17 protein-coding genes and 1 pseudogene are annotated in these 19,146 nt (G+C 64.1%); 8 read left to right on the top strand and 10 right to left on the bottom strand.

Annotation, left to right across the window (positions count from 1 at the left end; translation table 11 throughout):
* The first annotated feature begins 33 nt into the window (after positions 1 to 33).
* Complete coding sequence (gene fnr, locus CFB81_RS28560; RefSeq protein ID WP_069621242.1) at positions 34 to 780, top strand: fumarate/nitrate reduction transcriptional regulator Fnr; 747 nt, start codon at positions 34 to 36, stop codon at positions 778 to 780.
* A gap of 48 nt (positions 781 to 828) precedes the next feature.
* Here the strand turns inward: fnr and CFB81_RS28555 are convergent, their stop codons facing one another.
* A complete protein-coding gene (locus CFB81_RS28555; RefSeq protein WP_059581311.1) occupies positions 829 to 1,722 on the bottom strand; it encodes a LysR family transcriptional regulator ArgP in 894 nt (297 codons plus the stop codon).
* Positions 1,723 to 1,831: 109 nt separating this feature from the next.
* Between CFB81_RS28555 and CFB81_RS28550 the strand changes: the two genes are divergently transcribed.
* From CFB81_RS28550 to CFB81_RS36705, 3 genes and pseudogenes are all read left to right on the top strand, one after another.
* Complete coding sequence (locus tag CFB81_RS28550) at positions 1,832 to 2,452, top strand: LysE/ArgO family amino acid transporter (protein ID WP_089437364.1); 621 nt, start codon at positions 1,832 to 1,834, stop codon at positions 2,450 to 2,452.
* A gap of 351 nt (positions 2,453 to 2,803) precedes the next feature.
* Complete coding sequence (locus CFB81_RS28540; RefSeq protein ID WP_089437362.1) at positions 2,804 to 3,751, top strand: aldo/keto reductase; 948 nt, start codon at positions 2,804 to 2,806, stop codon at positions 3,749 to 3,751.
* Positions 3,752 to 4,112: 361 nt separating this feature from the next.
* Positions 4,113 to 4,365: pseudogene (locus CFB81_RS36705) on the top strand (hypothetical protein); the annotation flags it as partial.
* A 211-nt stretch (positions 4,366 to 4,576) separates the two neighbouring features.
* Here the strand turns inward: CFB81_RS36705 and CFB81_RS28535 are convergent.
* From CFB81_RS28535 to CFB81_RS28525, 3 genes are all read right to left on the bottom strand, one after another.
* Entirely contained in the window at positions 4,577 to 5,347 is a 771-nt protein-coding gene (locus CFB81_RS28535) for an SDR family NAD(P)-dependent oxidoreductase (protein WP_089437361.1), read from the bottom strand.
* A gap of 49 nt (positions 5,348 to 5,396) precedes the next feature.
* The gene (locus tag CFB81_RS28530; protein WP_069621759.1) at positions 5,397 to 6,596 is read right to left on the bottom strand and encodes an arabinose transporter; all 1,200 of its coding nucleotides are present in this window, start codon (positions 6,594 to 6,596) and stop codon (positions 5,397 to 5,399) included.
* A gap of 68 nt (positions 6,597 to 6,664) precedes the next feature.
* Positions 6,665 to 7,987 carry an amidohydrolase family protein gene (locus CFB81_RS28525; RefSeq protein WP_089437360.1) on the bottom strand — a complete coding sequence of 441 codons (1,323 nt, stop codon included), beginning with the start codon at positions 7,985 to 7,987 and terminating at the stop codon, positions 6,665 to 6,667.
* A gap of 176 nt (positions 7,988 to 8,163) precedes the next feature.
* On the opposite strand from CFB81_RS28525, the gene CFB81_RS28520 reads away from it, so the two are divergent.
* Positions 8,164 to 9,078 (top strand): LysR family transcriptional regulator, encoded by a 915-nt coding sequence (locus tag CFB81_RS28520; RefSeq protein ID WP_069621761.1) that lies wholly within the window; start codon positions 8,164 to 8,166, stop codon positions 9,076 to 9,078.
* A 660-nt stretch (positions 9,079 to 9,738) separates the two neighbouring features.
* Here the strand turns inward: CFB81_RS28520 and CFB81_RS28515 are convergent.
* On the bottom strand, positions 9,739 to 10,230 hold the full coding sequence (locus CFB81_RS28515; protein WP_069621762.1) for an Lrp/AsnC family transcriptional regulator: 492 nt from the start codon (positions 10,228 to 10,230) through the stop codon (positions 9,739 to 9,741).
* Positions 10,231 to 10,573: 343 nt separating this feature from the next.
* On the opposite strand from CFB81_RS28515, the gene CFB81_RS28510 reads away from it, so the two are divergent.
* From CFB81_RS28510 to CFB81_RS28500, 3 genes are all read left to right on the top strand, one after another.
* Positions 10,574 to 11,242: a haloacid dehalogenase type II gene (locus CFB81_RS28510; protein WP_069621763.1), complete on the top strand. Its 669-nt coding sequence runs from the start codon at positions 10,574 to 10,576 to the stop codon at positions 11,240 to 11,242.
* Positions 11,243 to 11,379: 137 nt separating this feature from the next.
* On the top strand, positions 11,380 to 12,474 hold the full coding sequence (locus CFB81_RS28505) for a phosphotransferase (RefSeq protein ID WP_179236085.1): 1,095 nt from the start codon (positions 11,380 to 11,382) through the stop codon (positions 12,472 to 12,474).
* Between the two features lie 106 nt (positions 12,475 to 12,580).
* Positions 12,581 to 13,909 carry an aspartate aminotransferase family protein gene (locus tag CFB81_RS28500; RefSeq protein WP_373452661.1) on the top strand — a complete coding sequence of 443 codons (1,329 nt, stop codon included), beginning with the start codon at positions 12,581 to 12,583 and terminating at the stop codon, positions 13,907 to 13,909.
* A 232-nt stretch (positions 13,910 to 14,141) separates the two neighbouring features.
* Here the strand turns inward: CFB81_RS28500 and CFB81_RS28495 are convergent, their stop codons facing one another.
* From CFB81_RS28495 to CFB81_RS28475, 5 genes are all read right to left on the bottom strand, one after another.
* Entirely contained in the window at positions 14,142 to 15,473 is a 1,332-nt protein-coding gene (locus CFB81_RS28495) for an MFS transporter (protein WP_089437357.1), read from the bottom strand.
* Positions 15,474 to 15,477: 4 nt separating this feature from the next.
* Positions 15,478 to 16,380, bottom strand: coding sequence for an amidohydrolase (locus CFB81_RS28490; protein ID WP_089437528.1), 903 nt, complete (start codon positions 16,378 to 16,380; stop codon positions 15,478 to 15,480).
* An 86-nt stretch (positions 16,381 to 16,466) separates the two neighbouring features.
* Positions 16,467 to 17,363, bottom strand: coding sequence for an alpha/beta fold hydrolase (locus CFB81_RS28485; RefSeq protein WP_069621789.1), 897 nt, complete (start codon positions 17,361 to 17,363; stop codon positions 16,467 to 16,469).
* 61 nt (positions 17,364 to 17,424) lie between these two features.
* Complete coding sequence (locus CFB81_RS28480) at positions 17,425 to 18,315, bottom strand: alpha/beta fold hydrolase (protein WP_089437356.1); 891 nt, start codon at positions 18,313 to 18,315, stop codon at positions 17,425 to 17,427.
* 32 nt (positions 18,316 to 18,347) lie between these two features.
* Positions 18,348 to 19,133: a substrate-binding domain-containing protein gene (locus tag CFB81_RS28475; protein WP_089437355.1), complete on the bottom strand. Its 786-nt coding sequence runs from the start codon at positions 19,131 to 19,133 to the stop codon at positions 18,348 to 18,350.
* Positions 19,134 to 19,146: the final 13 nt, after the last annotated feature.

Here is a 19,146-nt window from a genome sequence, read left to right as displayed (position 1 = left end):
GATTTCGTCGATCCAACGCTGGAGTAAACGATCATGCTGACGCCCGTCGCCACCCGCCCCGCCGCCGTGCCCCATACCGGTAGCTGGGCTCCCCGCCAGGCCGCACACTGCTCGTCGTGCGCGATGCGGCACCTGTGCATGCCGCAGGGTCTGGCGCCCGAAGCGCTCAGCCGCCTCGAGTCGGTCATCTGCGCGGCACGCCCGGTCAAGCGCGGCGAAGCGCTGTTCCGCGAAGGCGACGCATTCGACAACCTGTACGCAGTGCGCTCGGGTTCGCTGAAAACCGTCGCGACGCGCCATGACGGCCGCGAACAGGTCACGGGCCTGCATCTCGCCGGCGAAGCGCTCGGCCTCGACGGCATCTGCGACGATACGCACCCGCGCACCGCGGTCGCGCTGGAAGACAGCTCGGTCTGCGTGATTCCGTACAGCGCGCTCAAGGCGCTGTGTTCGGAAGCCGGCTCGATGCAATTGCGCATGCACAAGCTGATGAGCGAACAGATCGTGCGCGAAACATCGCAAACGATGCTGCTCGGTTCGCTGAATGCAGAAGAGCGCGTCGCCGCTTTCCTGCTCGACGTGTCGTCGCGCTACCTGAAGCGCGGCTACTCGCCGTCGGAATTCAACCTGCGAATGACGCGCGAGGACATCGGCAGCTATCTCGGCATGACGCTCGAAACGGTCAGCCGCACGCTGTCGAAATTCCAGAAGCGCGGCCTGATCGAAATGCAGGGCCGTCACGTGCAGATCGTCGACTTCGACGGCCTGCAGCACGTCTGACACCGCACGGCGCACACGTCGCGCGCGCCGCCTGCATCACGTCGCCGGTCAATCGAGAAACAGCGCGGCGCGCGCCTTCAGCGCCGCGCTGAAATCGTCGAGCCAGCCGATCGACAAACGCCAGCTCTGCCAGTACAGATCGATGTCGATGGTTCGTCCGCGCGACATGTCGATCAATTCACCCGCCGCCAGCTGGCGGTCGACCATCCGGTCCGGGCACATCCCCCATCCCAATCCCGTTTCGCATGCGCGTAGATAGCCTGCGACGTGCGGTATCCAGTGCTGCGGCGGATCGAGATCCGCACGCGTCACGCGCCGGATGAAACGCGCCTGCAACCCGTCCTTCGGATTGAACATCACGCACGGCGCGCGGCGCAGCGCATCACGCGTGATCCCCGCGTCGAAATAGCGTGCATAAAACGCCGGCGAGCACACCGCGCGATAGCGGATCCTCCCGAGCCGCTCCGACCGGCATCCCTGGATCGGCTCGGCCTGCGCGGTCACCGCGCCCTGCACGCTGCCGTCGCGGATGCGCGAGGCCGTGTAATCCTGATCGTCGATCACGAGATCGAGCAGCGTCTCGCGCGCGGTGCAGAACGGCCCGACCGCGTCGATGAACCACGTCGCGACGCTATCGTCGTTGACGGCCACGCGCAACGTCGGCCACGCGCTCGCGATCTGACCCGGCAATGCGGGCATCCGGCCGCCCAATTCGGCTTCCAGCAGCTGCACGCGTTCGGTATGCCGGCACAGCAACGCGCCCGACGTGGTCGCGACACACGGCTGCCCGCGCTTGACGAGCACGCTGCCGACCCGTTCCTCCAGCAGCTTCACGCGCTGCGACACAGCCGACGGCGTGACGTTCAGCTCCTTGGCCGCCCGCTCGAACGAACCGTGCCGGATCACGGCCGCGAGGGCATCGAGCAACGCGTAGTCGAGCATTAGATTTCCTTAATCCGCATTAGGTGATTTAGCTTCTCTTATTCCTGTGCTGACCGCAGACTAGCGCTACCCGATTCATTCGTCTACTGCTTCCACGGCTGTCCCCCTCATGAACTGGCTCGCTTTTTCCCACGGCGCCGCACTGTGCGCGTCGCTCATCGTCACCATCGGCGCGCAGAACGCGTTCGTGCTGCGCCAGGGCATCATGCGCTCGCACGTCGGCAAGATCGTGCTGCTGTGCGCGGTGTCCGACATGATCCTGATCGGCGCGGGGGTCGGTGGCGCTTCGGTGCTCGTCGAGCGCTATCCGACTTTCGTCCATGCGGTGCTGTACGTCGGCCTCGCGTATCTCGCGTGGTTCGGCATCAACGCGCTGCGCCGTGCGTTCAAGCCGGGCCACGACACGCTCGACGTGCGCGGCGACGCGGTCGCGCCGCCGCCGCAGGGCGCGCTCGCGATCGTGCTGATGACGCTCGCGTTCACGTGGCTCAATCCGCACGTGTATCTCGACACGTTCCTGCTGATCGGCACGGCTGGCGCGCGCGAGCCGGAAGGCGCGCGGCTCGCGTTCGCGATCGGCGCGATGACGGTCAGCATCGTGTGGTTCCTCGGGCTCGGCTATGGCGCGCGATTGCTGGCGCCGTGGTTCCGCAAGGCGGTCGCGTGGCGCGTGCTGGATGGCGCGATCGGCGGCATGGTGCTGTTCCTCGCGGCGGTGCAGTTACGCTGACCGAAGACCCGTCTGCGCACGGGCGGCCGCCTGCCGCCCGGCTTTCCCTCCGCGTCGGCGCCACGCCGGCGCAACCTGCGTGATTCCCGTCGCGCACGTCGCCGCAAAAATTCGCTCCCGATCCAACGCAGCCGCACGGAATACGCACGCAGCGGACACGGTCTCCGCCATCTGCCGCAAGCCGTCCATCATCACGGCGTTACTGCGCCTGCACGAATCGAAACGATCGGCGAGAATGTCCGGTGTCCCGCGACCACGGCGGAACCGCACCACGCATCCTGCCATCCCGCCGCGATCGCCTCGACCCATCCCGCAGTTCAATCCCGTTACCCGCAGTTATCGGAGAGGAACATGGCACATCGCACCCTCGGTACATCCAGCATCCAGGTTTCGCCGCTCGCGTTCGGCGGCAACGTCTTCGGCTGGACCGTCGACGAGAACGCATCGTTCGCGTTGCTCGACGCGCTCGCCGACACCGGCATCAACTTCATCGACACGGCCGACGTCTATTCCGCCTGGGCGCCCGGCAACCACGGCGGCGAATCGGAAACGATCATCGGCAAGTGGCTGAAGCGCTCCGGCAAGCGCGAGCAGGTCGTGATCGCGACCAAGGTCGGCCTGCTCGGCACGCGCGCGGGCCTGTCGAAAGACAATATCCTGAAGGCCGTCGACGATTCGCTGCGCCGCCTGCAGACCGACTACATCGATCTGTATTTCTCGCACCGCGACCTGGCCGACACGGCCCCGCTCGAAGAAACGCTCGGCGCCTATCAAACGCTGATCGACGCGGGCAAGGTGCGCATCATCGGTGCGTCGAACTACAGCGGCGCACGCCTGCGCGAAGCCGCCGCCATCAGCGCGCGCGACGGGCTGCCCGCCTATCAGGTCATCCAGCCCGAGTACAACCTGCTCAACCGCGCCGACTACGAACGCGATCTCGAACCGGTCGTGCGCGACCTGAAGCTCGGTGTCGTCAACTACTACGCGCTCGCGAGCGGGTTCCTGTCGGGCAAATACCGCAGCGAGGCCGACCTGAAGAAGAGCGTGCGCGGCGATCGCGTCGCCGGCTATCTGAACGAACGCGGCCTGCGCATCCTCGCGGCGCTCGACGCCGTGTCCGCGAAGCACGGCACGCAGCCGGCCGCGATCGCGCTCGCATGGCAGATCGCGCGGCCGACGATCACCGCGCCGATCGCGAGCGCGACGTCGCTCGCGCAGCTCGCGCTGCTCGGCGAAGCGATCCGCGTCACGCTCGATCAGGACGACATCCGCCGGATCGACGAAGCCAGCGCGCCGTGAAGGTTCATTGACCACGAGTCTATTCCTGCTCAGATGCCGCCTTTTCCGTTGCTCAAGGCGAACTGCTCTGGCTGCCTGATAGCGGGGAAGTAGCACCGCAATTTGTTGGGCTAAGTAACAGCATGCGTCGATGATCAGCGTTATCAAACCTTTGAGCGTCGCTATTGCTTTCTTGTCGACGTACTTGATGAGGGACTGCGCGGGGCCGCTGCGCCCCGCGTGAGCATCGTCTGCGCATCATCGAATGTTGAAAATGCGAGCATGGAAACGGCGGCGTTGAAGTAGGCGTTCCAGTCAGTCGTTCTTAGCGAGATCGCGCGCGCCAGATGTATGTGCGCTTGCGAGTGTAAATGCAGATCGCACAGTACGGCAGCGGCCAGGAACGGCAAACGGCGTGCTGTTCATGACGCTCGAGGATGAGACGGGCCAGGTCAACGTGATCCTCTGGCCGGGCTTGCTGGAGATGTTTGAAGGAAGCGCTCGGCGCCGCGCTGCTCGCGGTCTGCGGCGTGTGGCAGGCTGAAGGGAAAGTGCGACACGTGATCGCGAGCAAGCTCGTCGACAGGACCGAGTTGCTCGGCGCCCTACCGACCCCGTCGCGGGAGTTTTGCTGAATCTTCGTTCTGCCCCGTCGCTTCATTCAAACAGAATGTGATTTTGAGAAGACTTGGCTGTTTCAATTACTGAACCGCGCCGGATCGAACTTGAGGGGAAAACTTGGTTGCCTTCTTGTTCATCATGGCTCGATTCTCTCAAGAATCCGAGCCTCCACAAAACCCGGGCGGTTCAGCGTGAGCAATGCGCGCGGCAGTGGTCGCTCGCTAATTACTGAGGAAGTGCGACGCCCGACAGTTCCTCGCACATGCGTAGGAGCTGGTCCTGTAAAACAGCATCTCGTGCCTGAGGATTCGCTGCCATGCGCTTCATGTGATAGAAGTACTCGCCTGTCACGTCGGCTCGGGGATCGTCGCCGGCGGCAAGCCAGACCTGGGTTCGATGAGCCTGGTCCATGTCGTCAGGTGCACCTGGTCCGCCCATCTTGGTTGGAACCCAACCGGGTTCCAAACTGTTGACTCGCACGTCCGTCCATCGACGCGCAACCGAGAAAGCCAGCATGGCGTCATGCAGCTTGCTCTCGGCATAGGCTTCCGAGCCGTTCCAACGGCGCTTGCGCCAAAGGACATCGTCCAGGTTGGCCTGCGCATGGTGATGCATGCCGGAACTCAGATAGACGAGACGCCGCGGACGTTGGATCAGTGCGGTAAGTATGTAGGCCGACAGCGTGTTGATCGCGAAGACGTGCGGCAGGCCGTCGCTCGTGACGCGATGCCCTTCACGGTAACCGACCGCGGCGTTATGGATTACGGCGTCGAAGTGACCCAGGGCGTTGACCTGCTCCGCGACGTTTTTGGCGCCAGCAATCGTTTCCACATCACCGACGACGACCGCCTCCGCTTGGGGCAATGCGCGCCGTGTGTCTTCTGCGCGGTTGGCATTGCGCGCGTGCAGCACGACCTTGTGCCCTTGTTGTACCAGCAGTTCGGCGGCCATCAGGCCGAGGCCAGTGGACGAACCGGAAATGAAGACGCGAGACATGTTGTTTCTCCTGAGATGAGCCGCTGGGCGCTGCCCATGCGGCGCTGATTCAAGTTTGCCGGCTGCGAGAAGCGGCCACGAGCAGGACGCCCAGCAGCGCGCAGGCAGCGCCGAACAAATAGACGGCGGCATAACCGAATTGCCCGGCAATCAGGCCGGCGGCTGGGCCTGAAATACCGTAGGCGATGTCGAGAAAGGCCACGAAGGCGCCCATCGCGCTGCCGCGGTTGGCCGGCGGTACGCGCTTGAGTGCTTCGACACCCAAGGCCGGGAAAACCAGCGCGCAACCGAGGCCCGTCACCAGTGCGCCGGCAAGTGCGGTCCACTCGTTCGGCCCAAGCCACAACATCGCCTGTCCGATGGCTTCGCCCGCCAGCGACCACGCCGCGACACGATAGCCGCCCAAGCGATCAGGCAGATGCCCCAGCACGACTCGAACAAAGATGAAGCCGATGCCGAATGCCGTCATCACCAGCCCTGCATTGCCCCAGTGGCGCGCCGCGAAGTACAACGAAGCGAACGCCGTGAGGCCGGACAGTCCTACGCCCTGCAGCATCAGTCCAAGCCCTTCCCGCCAGATCCGATTGACCACGCGATAGAACGGCAGTCGCACACCGCCGGGGGACAAATACGCGGTTGAGCGTAATGTGATCAGCGCGGCAAGAACCGGCGCCACGATGCAGGCGATCATCGCGGCCGCCAAGCCATGCCTTTGATACAGCGCCATGCCGACGGGTGCACCGATGGACAGGGCGGCGAACATCGCGATGCCGGTCCAGGACATCGACATGCCGGCGCGCTGAGGCCCAACCGACGCAATCGCCCAGGACACGCAACCCGTGACGAACTGGCTTTCACCGAAGCCGGCCATGAGACGACCGGCCACCACGATGCCCAGGCTCGTGGTGGGCGACAAGCCGGGCACGGACGCCACCAGATACAGGAACCCCGCCAACGCGGAAATGACAGCGCCTTGTAGCGCGGAACGCTTGCCGCCTTGATGGTCGACCACCCGTCCGGAATAGCCGCGAGTGAGCACGGTCGCGACGAACTGAACGCCGATCACCAGGCCCACGACCAGGTTGCTGAAGCCAAGATGGCCGTGAACGAACAGCGGAATGACCGGCAATGGCAGGCCGACTGCCAGATAGCCGCAGAACAGCGCGGCAATGATGCCCGTTGCCGGGCGCGACAGGAGTACAGGCGCCGTGTCGGCCTGCACTGCCCGCTTGTTGACGAAAGCCTGCATGGAAGCCTCCAGTGAGATGAGCATGAAAACGAGGCGGAAGGCCCGGCGCGCCGGGTGGCCCCCTGTCGTCAGGCTGCGGCGAAGAGATCCGTGCGATAGCCGCTGGCTTCGATCAGGTAGTCACGCGAGGCCGTGACATCTGCGCTGAGCTTGGCCAGGTCGACGCCGATCAGTTGGCCTGCACGCTTGCGCAGTTGGCCGGCCACCATCACGGTGTCCACGTCAGCCCGCTCGACAGCCTGCACAATCGTCCCGACTGCGTTGGTCACCGGGAAAACGGCCACCCCGTTGGTACGGACCATGATGATGTCGGCCTGCTTGCCCGGCGTCAGGGTGCCGATCTGGTCTTCCAGCCCGGCCGCGCGAGCGCCATTGACCGTTGCAGCCTTCAGCACCGCTTCGACGGAAATCGGCGTGGGCGCGGCGGCTTCGCCACGGAAACGCCGGTAGCGCATGGCCGAACGCTGTTGCCCGAACAGCGCGTGCATCTCTCCGAACATGTCGCTGCCGAATGCCGTATCGAGGTCGATTCCCAGCGCCGGGGTCAGGCCGTGGTCCACGGCCTGCTGATAGGCGAAGGTTTCGTCGTCGAAACCGAACAGTGCGTCCGAACGCGGGTTGACCGTGACGTTCACGCCTGCATCGGCCAGCAGCTTCCATGTCTCCTGCGGAACGCGCGTGCAGTGATTGAAGATGTTGTGCGTGCCCAGCACGCCCGGCTTCGCGAATTCCGGGCCAAGCTTCGCCAGATCACCGATGAACTCGGTCAGGATGCGCATATCCAGTTCGCGTGCGACCTTCCACCAGTCCAGATTGAGCTGGCCGAACAGGCCCACGCGCACGAGGCTGCCTGCGTTGTTCCAATTGTGCGCGAGCCGTTGCAGGTCGCCCGGCAAGTGCGCGGCGGAGGCTTTCTTGTCCATCGCCGCGCCGACCATGTGCAATGCACGGATGCCGGTCGTTGCGAGGGCATCGAGCGCGGCATCCGTGTGCTCCGGGCTGCGCGAATTGTGGCTGGCATCGATGATCGTGGTAATGCCGGCATCCAGCGAGGCGGCGGCCGTGAGCTTCGTGCTCAGATACATGTCCAGCGGGCGGTAGTGCGCGCCCAGCTGCTCGGCAACCACATCGATGTAGGCGAACAGATCGTCCACGTTCGGCATCATGCGGCGCATCACGCCGAGCCACATGTGATGATGGGCATCGACCAGGCCCGGCATGACGATATGGCCCGCGGCGTCAATGACTTGGGCATCATCCGCTTGCAAGGCAGCGCCGACCGCGGCGATGCGACCGTCCTGGACCAGGACGTCGCCCACGGCGAGATTGGGAACCTTGGCATCCAGCGTCAGGATGGTGCCGCCTTTGAAAAGAGTGCGCTGCGCAGTCATGGAATGCTCCTTGGAAGTTGCGGTGGACCAGTCGCCACGAGGTCCGCTCGGTGGGTGTTGTCCCAAGGAAAACCGCGGTTCGTAACGTCACGGTTCACACGATAGGTTGCGCGCCATCTTTGATAAAGGTAGATTCATTCACATTATCTTTGCTAAAACTCAAAGATGGAGGTGTGATGAATTTCGACGGACGATTGCTGTCCGGAATGAGTGTGCTGGCCGCGGTAGTCGAGGCCGGCAGCTTCAGCCGCGCAGGCGCAGTGTTGGGGCTGTCGGCCTCTGGCGTGAGCAGATCGATAGACCGGTTGGAGGAAAGGCTCGGCGTGCGTTTGCTGAATCGCACGACGCGCACCCTGCACCTCACGAGCGAGGGCAAGAGCCTATATGAACGCGCTGTACCGCACCTCGAGGGCATCGAGGAGGCGGCCAGCTATGTTTCGGGTGCCGCCGTCTCAGTGCGCGGAGCATTGCGGGTCAGCTTGAACCCGATCTTTGCCCGCTATGTCCTGGCGCCGAAACTCCCCCTCCTGCGCGAACGCCATCCGAGTCTTGAGCTGACGATCGTGCAGCAACCGGACGTTGGCGATTTGGTGACCGAGGGCATCGATGTTGCGGTGCGCTTCGGGCCGCAGCCGCCGTCAACCATGACATCACGACTGCTGCTCCAGACGCGCGTACTGACCGTGGCGTCCCCGGAATATCTGGCGCGGCGTGGCCGGCCCAAGCGACCGGAAAAGCTCCTCGATCACGAGTGCATCCAATACATCGATCCGCGTCGTGGCAGGCCGTTCTCATGGGAATTCCATCGCGGACGCGAAGTACTGCCGGTCGATACCCGCGGCCATTTGACTACGACCGATGTAGATTTCATGGTTCAAGCCTGTGTGAACGGCGCCGGCATTGCTCAGGTGCTTGCCCTCAATGTCGCGCATCTGATCGCCGACGGGTCGTTGATCGAGTTATTCCCGGAGTGGCCAGGCGAAACTTACCCGTTGTATGTCACCCGTCCATCGCGCCGGCTGGCGCCTGCAGCAGTCGAAGCTTTCCTGGATTTCTGCTCAGAGATCTGTGCGAACGTGGCGGGGGCCTAAGCCGGCTCTGGCAAATATTTCTACGGCCATTGGTATCACTAAGAAGGCTTCGATCGTCGCCTGCCAATCTGCCGTGACACCCCACCGCTACGCACTCTTGTGGCGAGCTGCTGCCCCAGCCGCTGCTCGATAACTGTGGCGGTAATGGGCTGGGTGCCTTGACCTTTCGGGCTGAAATCAAGGATGCGCCCCAGCGCACGGACTTCCTTGTCCGAACATGGGTGGCCGAGCGTCGCGGGCAACGGGTCTGCCTCACACGCAGCCTGCTTGCGACGCTGAACGTGCGCAAACTGATGCAGGTCGTGAAGGTGGGGTGGGAAACACGATAGCTTGGCCGCAGTTCGCCCCTGAGCTCGCCCAATTGCTTGATCTCCGCGATAAGCTGGATTCGGCAATGAGGAACCAAGCTAGAAAGGCACGCCTCGGCCTGTTACGTGGTCCTAGCAAAAGACATCCCAGCCATTTTTACGACTTCCTTCAACAGCTGTAGCAGCGGCACACGACTTCGTACCAAGATGACTTCTGGCACAGGCAATCTTGCAGGGAGCTGATTCCGGCATGACATTCCGTCTGCCGAATCGAGCGAACGACATTCGCACCGAATTCGTCCGGCATGCAGCCACGCGGGTCGACTCGTCTCGAGCGCCGAGTCACACGATCTCATTCCACAGGAGAAATTGCATCGAGACGAAAGCTGCTCTTTACGAATGGCGACGCAATGACCACGTGGCTGACATATTTTTCGATGCCGATATCACGTTTCAACAGCCCCTCCATCACGTCACGGAAGTGGTCGACGTCGCGCGTAACGACCTTGAGCAGATAATCGTAGCCCCCCGTAGCGTGATGGCACTCCATGATCTCGTCGATATCGGCGATGGCGTCAATAAAACGCACGAAGTCGTCACGACGATGGTCGGTGAGCGTGATCTTGGCAAACACGATTTGAAACCCGCCGATCTTCTCGATCCGCACTGTTGCGCCGTAGCCCGTAATGAATCCCGCGTTCTCGAGCCGCTTGACGCGCGTCAGGCACGGGCTGGCCGAAAGCCCGACGGCGTCGGCCAGCTCCACGTTGGTCATGCGACCGTCACTCTGCAACTCGGCCAGAATGCGCAAGTCCAGCCGGTCAAGTGTGCAATCCGCTTTCATTTCCGCCCTGCCGTCGTTCCGTACGGTTAACTCTGAACGCGTGTCTTCAAGCTGCCGCCAAGACGAATAGTATCCCAACCGTTCGAACGAAAATACCGTCATCTTGCGGTCTGTCCCCGCTGTTTGGCATCGCACGTCCCACACCGCAGAAGCTGCCGCCGGCCCACTCGAAAACGCGTCAAATCTTGTTTTTTGCGCCGAGAAATTCGGCTGAATAGCACAGTCGCTCCTGCTTAAATTTCACGTACCGACGTTGCCATCGACGCCTGTCCGAACGGGCGCGCGGCACCGCCTCCGTTCAAGGGTCCCTCAGAGGGATTCGCTACTCATCGAGACTGACGACATGATCGACTTCGAGCCGAAGTTCATAACTTTCGATTGCTACGGCACCCTCGTCCACTTCCGAATGGCCGAGACGGCTCGGGAAATCTACGGCAATCGTCTTCACGGCGACGCGATGGAAAACTTCGTGAAGCTCTTCGCCGCCTATCGTCGCGACGAAGTGCTTGGTGCATGGAAACCCTTTCACGACGTCGTCGTCAATTCGGTGCGCCGCACGTGCGAACGCACCGGCGTGACCTTCGTCGAACGCGAGGCCGAACAGTTCTATCTGGCTGTGCCGTCGTGGGGACCGCATCCGGACGTGCCGGAAGGGCTCGCGCGCCTTGCGAAGAAATACAGGCTGGTCGGTCTGAGCAACGCGGACAACTCGCAGATCATGAGCAACATCGAGAAGCTCGGCGCGCCGTTTCATGCGGTCATCACCGCGGAAGACGCCGGCGCTTACAAGCCGCGGATGCAAGGATTCGAATACATGTTCAGGAAGCTCAATGTGCAGCCGCACGAAATCCTGCACGTCTCGTCCAGCCCGCGTTACGACCTGATGACCGCACACGACCTCGGTATCGTCCATAAGGCCCATGTGCTGCGCGGCCATGAGCCGGAAGCGCCGGAATACGGCTACACGCCCGTCAGGAGCATCATCGAATTGGCCGAGCATCTCGGCTTGTGAGCCGATCACGCCACCCCGGCTCCGACGATTGCCGTGGGCCCGCATCGCGCTGCTCCAATGATGCCGTTCTGCAGGCCGATCGCTCGACAACCATGTTCCGCACTACTGTCGTCCACTTCTCAAACTCGGAGTCGCTGTTGTCCACGTCCCCTGTTGCCGGCGGCACGAACCGTGCAGCCCCGGCTGCCACCGATACACTGCCGGGTAGCGGCCTGTCGGTGGGCTTCACGCGTCTGGACGAATCGGACGCGATCGCGATCACACACCGCATGTACGGCATTGACGGATCAGCAACGAGGTTCTCGACCGAGAAGGACGACACCTTTCGCATCGATGCTCGTGATGGCGCGCGGTACGTACTCAAAGTCTCCAACCCCGGTGAGACGGCTGAAGAGCTTGACCTGCAGGTCGCCGCGATGCGGCACGTCGGCGCGGTCGCCCCGCAGTTGCCGGTGCCGCGCGTGATACCTGGTACAGGGGGGCAGTTTGTCTTACCGCTCGCGTTACCGGCCCATCCGCATCGGACGGCGAGGCTCTACAGCTTTCTCGACGGTATGCCGCTCGACAAGCTGCATTCCGCCATGGTCAATTATTACGAGATCGGCGAAGTTCTGGCGCAGTTGCAACTGGCCCTCGCCAGCTTCCGTCATCCAAACGAGCGCCGGGTACTCGCGTGGGACGTCAAGCACTTGTCGAGCCTAGCAGGATTGCAGGCCCATATCGCCGACCCGTTGCATCGCTCGCTGATCGAGCAGGCATTCACCCGCTTTGCGACGATCGAGCCCGCATTGCGAGGCTGTCGCACGCAGGTCGTACATAACGACTTCAACCGCTCGAACATCGTCGCAAATCCTGGCGGCCCGCGATTCGTCAACGGGATCATCGACTTCGGGGACACCGTGCACACCGCGGTCGCCATCGACGTCGCCACCGCGGTAATGAACCAGTTTCCGCTCGACTTCGACGCCGACGCGCCGCACGATCTGTTCACTCAGGCGCGTGAGCTCCTGCATGGCTATCTCGCGCACGCTCAATTGAGTGTCGACGAACTGGTCCTGATTCCGCATCTGGCCATGGCGCGCGTCGCGGCGCGCGCGTTGCTGACCTCATGGCGTGCGACGCTGTTTCCGGAAAACGAAGCCTACATCCTGCGTTTCACTCGCCCCGGATGGGAGCATCTGCGCTGGTTCATGCAGCGCGACCACGAAACCGTTTCGCGTGCCTTGCTCTGATTTCCCTTCGCCCGCTCACCTCACCTGCCCCGATTGACCTATGAACACGACATCGAAACCGACTGCGCCGGCCAACGCCGCTGATACGAGCAAAACCCCCGACGCACTGCGCGGCGACATGCCGAACGGCTTCAATCCGTCGGCGATCTCTCATCTCGACGCCGCCACGCAGACGCACATCGCTCGCCGGCTGCGGCTGCTCAGCCCGTCTTATCGACTGTTCTATGCCGAGCCAGTGAAGATTGTGCGTGGCGAGAAGGTCTATCTGTACGACGATCAAGGCAACGACTATCTCGATGCTTACAACAATGTCGTCTGCGTCGGGCATGCCAATCCGCGCATCGTCGACGCCATTGCGCGTCAGCTCTCGACGCTCTGTACGCACACCCGCTACATGCAGGAGCCGATCCTCGACTATGCCGATGCGCTGCGCGCGACGTTCAACACGTCGATTCGCGACGGTCAGATGATGTTTACCTGCACGGGATCCGAAGCGAACGATCTGGCCATGCGCATCGCAATGCACTACACCGGTAAGGCCGGCGTCATTGTGACGAGCGAGGCGTATCACGGCAACTCGCATCTCACCTCGGGATTTTCCCCGTCGCTCGGCCGCAAGGCCCTGCTCGGCCCCTATGTGCGAACGGTGCCTGCTCCGGATTCCTACCGTGTGCCTCTGTCCGAGATCGGCCAGCGCATGGCCGAGCAGGTCGCGTTGCAGATCGAGGACATCCGCCGCCACGGCGGCGGCCTGGCGGCGTTCATCGCCGACTCGTTCTTCTCGTCGGATGGCGTGTTCGCCCACCCGACCGACGTGCTCGCACCGGTAGCCGAAGTCGTACGCCGCGCCGGCGGCCTGTTTATCGCGGATGAGGTTCAGTCGGGGTTCGGGCGCAGCGGTACGCATATGTGGGGGCACGAGCGTCACTCGGTCGAGCCCGACATCGTCACGCTCGGCAAACCGATGGGCAACGGCTATCCGGTGGCCGGCCTGGTCGTGCGCCCCGAGATCGTCGCCGGATTCGGCCAGGACATGCGCTACTTCAACACGTTCGGCGGCAATTCGGTGGCCATCGCCGCCGCGCAGGCCACGCTCGACGTGTTGCGCGACGAACACGTGCTGGACAACGTGCAACGGGTCGGCGCGATCATGCTGGAGGGATTGAACATGCTGGCAAGAAAATACGAATGCATTGGCGACGTGCGCGGCACCGGCCTGTATTTCGGCGTCGAAATCGTACGCGACCGCGCGAAGAAGGACACAGACATCGCGACCGCACTCAAGATCGTCAATGGCTTGCGCCAGCGTCGCGTACTGATTTCGGCAACCGGACCGGACGCGAGCGTGCTGAAGATCCGGCCGCCGCTGGTGTTTGGAGCAAACGACGCCGACCGACTGCTGACGGAGCTGGATGCAGTACTTTCCACGCGCTAGCCAGCTGTATTCGGCATCCAGGGCAGAGTGCCGAATACGGCAGCGTATGAAATCGCTCAGACGCCCGCCTGCAGGCGGGCACGCGAAGGTCGATGTTCACGTGTTGGGTGTCCCACGTGGGCATGTTTAGCGAACGTCGCGAGATTATCGTCGGCGCCATTCCTCATGGTTACACGTCGAATATCGCTCGTGTGAACCACGTCGTCGGTCGTACATGCTTGTACTCCAACCCTCAGTCACCGATGTCTTCCACCGGCGCGGCATACCGTGTATAAATCGCCAGACCCCACGTCAACAATGCGGCCAACGCGAGCGACACCGACATCGCGAGCATGCCCGGCGCATACGAATGCGTCGCGTCCTTCAGCGCGCCGACCATCCACGGGCCGACGTAGCCGCCGAGGCTGCCCATCGAATTGATGAACGCCATGCCGCCCGCGGCCGCGACGCCTGTCAGATACCGTGACGGCAGGCTGTAGAACGCCGGCCGGGCCGCGCTCAGCCCGATCACCGCGAACACCATGCCGACGAGCGCGGGCAGCAGCGACGCAAACGCGACCGCGAATATCAAGCCCGCCGCCGATACCACGCATGCGAGCGCGAGATGCAGCAGGTGCCGCCCGTGACGCTCCATCAGCCGCGCCCACGCGATCATGACGACCGCCGCGACGAGATACGGCACGCCCGACAGCAGCCCGACAGCAAACGCCGACAGTCCGTGCCCCTTGAGCATCAGCGGCAGCCAGATCGCGATCCCGTTGATGCCGATCCAGTAGCAGAACAGAATGCCGACCATGATCCAGACGCGCACGTCGCGGAGCACGGTGCCGAAATGCCGTTTCGGCAACGCCGCCGATTCGCGCGCCAGGACGTCGGCGAGCGCTGCGGATTCTTCGCGCGTCAGCCATTCCGCCTGCTCGGGTCGGTCACGCAGAAACCATAGGGTCAGCAGGCCGAGCACGCACGCCGGCAACCCTTCGATGACGAACAGCCATTGCCAGCCCTTGAGCCCGCCGGTTCCGTCCAGCTGCATGATGAACGCCGCCAGCACGCCGCCGACCACCGACGACAGCGGGATCGCCACCAGAAACCACGCGAGCACCCGCACGCGCCACGCTTTCGGGAACCAGCACGACAGATAGAACAGCACGCCGGGAAAGAAACCGGCTTCGGCCGCCCCGGTCAGCACGCGCAGCACGTAGAAGCTGGTCGGCCCCTGGATGAACGCGCACGCGGCCGACAGCAGCCCCCAGCTGATCATGATCCGGGCCAGCCAGCGCCGCGCGCCGAACCGGTAGAGCGCGAGATTGCTCGGCACCTCGAGCACGCAGTACCCGACGAAGAACAGCCCGGCCGCCATGCCGAACTGGCTGCCGGTCAGGCCGAGATCGCGGTTCATCGTCAGCGCCGCGAAGCCGATGTTGGTCCGGTCGATGTAATTGAAGAAGTAGCCGATCGCCAGCAGCGGGACGAGGCGAACCAGGTTCTTGCGCAATGCGCGTTGAAGCGCGGCGTCGTTCGTCACATCCGGCTGGTCGTGCGCAATGGAGAGCGTCGATGCCATGGGTTCACCTGAATCCGAAGAAGTGGGCGGGATTGTCGACCAGCATCTGGATGCGGCGTGCGTCGTCCGGCACGATTCGCGCGATCAGATCGACGAGGTCGCCGTCGTCCGGCATCGGATGGCCGAGGTTGACGTGCGGCCAGTCGCTGCCCCACAGCACCCGTTCGGGCGCATGCTCGGCGAAGCGGCGTGCGACGGCCAGCGTGTCGTCGAACGGCGCGCCGGTTTTCGACATCCGGTCAGCGCCCGACAGCTTGACCCATACGTTTCCCGTATCGAGCAACGCACACAACGCGCGCACCGACAGGCTGTCCGCCCCTTCGTCGATGTCGACCCGCGCCATGTGGTCGATGACCACCGGCAAGTCGAGCGAACGGATGAACGGCGAAAATTCGATGATGTCCCGCCCGGCCACGTGAATCGCCAAGTGCCAGCCGAGCGGCCGGATACGGGCGGCGACGGTCCTGACCGCCTCCAGATCCGGGCGGCCGCCAAGATGCGCGAGGAAGTTGAACCGGGCGCCGCACACCCCGTTCGCGGCGTACTCCGTAAGGAGCGCGTCCGGATCGCCCGGCCGAACGAGTGCGACGCCCTTGTACCGCCCCGCTCCGGCGCGCAACGCGTCGAGCATCGCGCGATGATCGAACCCGTGCCCCTGGCTCTGTACGATCACGGCGCGCGAGAAGCCGAGGCGCTCGTGCAGGTGCCGCAACGCCGTTTCCGGCGCGGCGGACGGATCGAAGCTGCGGTCGTCGGGCAACGGATAGCGGTCGAACGGCCCGAACACATGGCAATGCGCGTCGCAGCTGTTTGCCGGCAGACGCAAGCGCGGCCGGCGTGGTTCGGCCAGCGGCGGTGGGGAAAATCGGCGCGTGGACCCGGAGATCGCCGGGGAAGTCGTGGTCATGTCGATGGATTCCTTGAGCGTATGCGAGGCACTTCCGGTAAACGACATCGAAACGGCAGCTCGATCGAACCGCCGTCGACGTACGCTCATTGCGGGCTCGCGAGCTTCCGGGCAAACGCGGCGATGGCGTCGGCCATGGCGACCGGCTGTTCAGGTGCGAGCGCGTGGCCGGCATCCGGAATCCGCACGATCGTCACGCGGTCGCCGAGCATCGATTTCAATACGTTCGAAAACCGGCGCGGTGCGACGGCGTCGTGTTCGGCCTGCAGGTCGAGGATCGGCGCGGTGCCGGCCGCGAAATATGCATCGACCGGCGTGGTCTCGCGCGCATGCGATTCGGCGTCGTGCGTGGCGGCATGCCAGCCGTCCAGCCAGACCCGCGGATCGTTGCCCGGTGCGAAGAACGCCTTCTTCAGGTATTCGATCCGCTTCGCTTCCGGCAGCGACAGGTCGCCGGCGCCGTCGATCGCCTGCCGGATCTCGGCGCTGATCGGCTTCTCCGTCGAGCCGGGCGGCACCTTGCCGGCGGACGCAGCCGCGAGCACGACGCCGCGCACGAGATCGGGTCGGTCGACGGCCAGCATGCGCGCGGGGAAATTCCCCCACGCGTGGCCGACGACGATCGCCGGGCCGCGATGTTCGTTCTCGATCACCGTCGCGACGTCCGCCGCGAAATCGTGGACCGACAGGTTGTCCATCGGCCCCTTGCTCTGCCCGATGCCGCGCGGCTCCGGGCGCAGCACGCGAAAACCGTCGGCCACGAGCCGGGCGGCGACCGCGTCGTAGTCCCTTCCCGAGCGGCCGAGCGACGGCAGAATCACGATCAACGGGCCCTGCCCCTCGCGCAGTACCTCGATCTGCACATCGCCATGCCGGACGATTTCCCGGTCGACCGTGGCCGAGGCCGGGGTCGCCGATGCAAAGGCGGACGCCGCCCACCACAACAGACATGCGGCGACGATGCCGCGCTTCGATGTTTTCATGTTTTGATATCCTGATTGATTGAAGAATCCATTCGCTTGTTCCGACGCCTGCCGATGATGATCAATTCGTGCGGTAGACCTTGCGCGCAAAGGCTGCGATCGCATCGCTCATCGCGCGCGGCTGCTCGGGCGCCATCGCGTGCCCCGCATCGGCGAGGACCTGCACGGTCACGCGATCGCCCAGCCACGGCTTGAACACGTTCGGCACGACGACCGCGTCGTACTGCGCCTGCAGATCGAGCATCGGCACCGTCCCCCCGCCGAAATACGCGTCGATCGGCGTGACGTTGCGCGCATGCGCTTGCGCCGCGTGCACCGCCGGATACCATCCGGTCAGCCATGCGCTCGGATCGTGCCCCGGCGCGAAGAACGCCTGGCGGAGGTAGGTCAGTCGCTGCGCGTCCGACACCCGAGGGTCGCCCGCGCCATCGATCGCGTCACGCAAGCGGCCATATGGCTTCTCGGTCGACCCCAGCGGTAGCTTGCCGGCCGAAGCCGCGGCCATCACGAGGCCGCGCACGAGATCGGGGCGGTCGACCGCGAGCATGCGCGCGGGCTGGCTGCCCCATGCATGCCCGACGATCACGACGGACCCCGTGTGCTCGCGATCGAGCACGAGCGCAATGTCCGCTGCGAACGCATGCAGGTCGAGACCGGTCAGCGGCCCCGTACTGCGGCCGATGCCTCTCGGTTGCGGTCGCAATACGCGGAATCCGTCGTGCGCGAGCAGGCGCGCGACTTCGTCGTAATCTTCCGCGCCGCGCGCCAGCGACGGCAGGATCACGATCACCGGCCCGCGTCCTTGCGCGAGCGTTTCGATCTGCACATCGCCTTTCGATACGAGCGTGCGTTGAACCGCATTCGCATCGACAGGTTGCGTGGTACAGGCGGCACCCGATGCCGCCAACGCGGCGGCCAGTGCAAGCCGCGTCAGGATCTTGTTCGTCTTCATCGTCTCCTCATGGGTCGATACGGCTCGGTGCGTCAGAGCGGGTCGAGGCCCGTCTCGTTGAGCACCGCGACAGCGGGCGCCGTCTTCAGGAACGCCGCGAATGCGCGCGACGCGTCGGCGGCCCGCGCATGCACGGCAATCGCCGATGAAATCACGCTGGTCTTCTGCACGTCGGCGGGCAGCGGCCCCGCGAAGTCGATGCCCGGCGTCACCTTCAGTTCGCTGATCTGCTGCAGCCCCAGCTCGGCATCGCCGCGCGCGAGTGCGGCGCCAACGAGTTCCTTGCCGCGAATCAGCACGCTCTTCGATTTCATCTGTTCGGCGATGCCGAGCCGCTCGAACAGCGTGCCGACGATGTAGGTGCCGCTCGCCCCTTCGGAGAACGCGACCGATCGGGCGGACAGCAACGCGCGACGCAGCGCATCGTCGGACCCGACGTCGGGCACGGCGAGCCCCTTGCGCACCGCGACGCCGATTCCGCTGGCGGCGATGTCCGACAGCGAGGTCCGGTCGAACCGGCCGGCGTCGACTTCCTGCTGAAGGGCCGGCTTGATCATGAAACAGATATCGACCGGCTCGCCGCTGCGCAAACGCATCGGCAATGCCTCGGGGGACGTGCCGTATGACGGCCCCCACGCGATCTCGAGACGATGCCCGGACGATTTTTCGAACAGCGGCACCAGTTGCTCGAACGCGCCGTGCAGCGCACCGGTCGCCAGCACGTGAATGTCGTCGGCATGTGCACCGGGCGACGCCACGCACAGCGTTATCCATGCCGCGACGGCCGGCCAGGCCCGCCTGCTCGTTTTTTCCTTCATGTCTCCTCCTCGA

It is taken from the genome of Burkholderia sp. AU28863, from assembly GCF_002223195.1.
Lineage (GTDB): Bacteria > Pseudomonadota > Gammaproteobacteria > Burkholderiales > Burkholderiaceae > Burkholderia > Burkholderia sola.
Note: the sequence above shows the minus strand (reverse complement) of the source record. Positions and strands in the feature narration are given on the sequence as shown.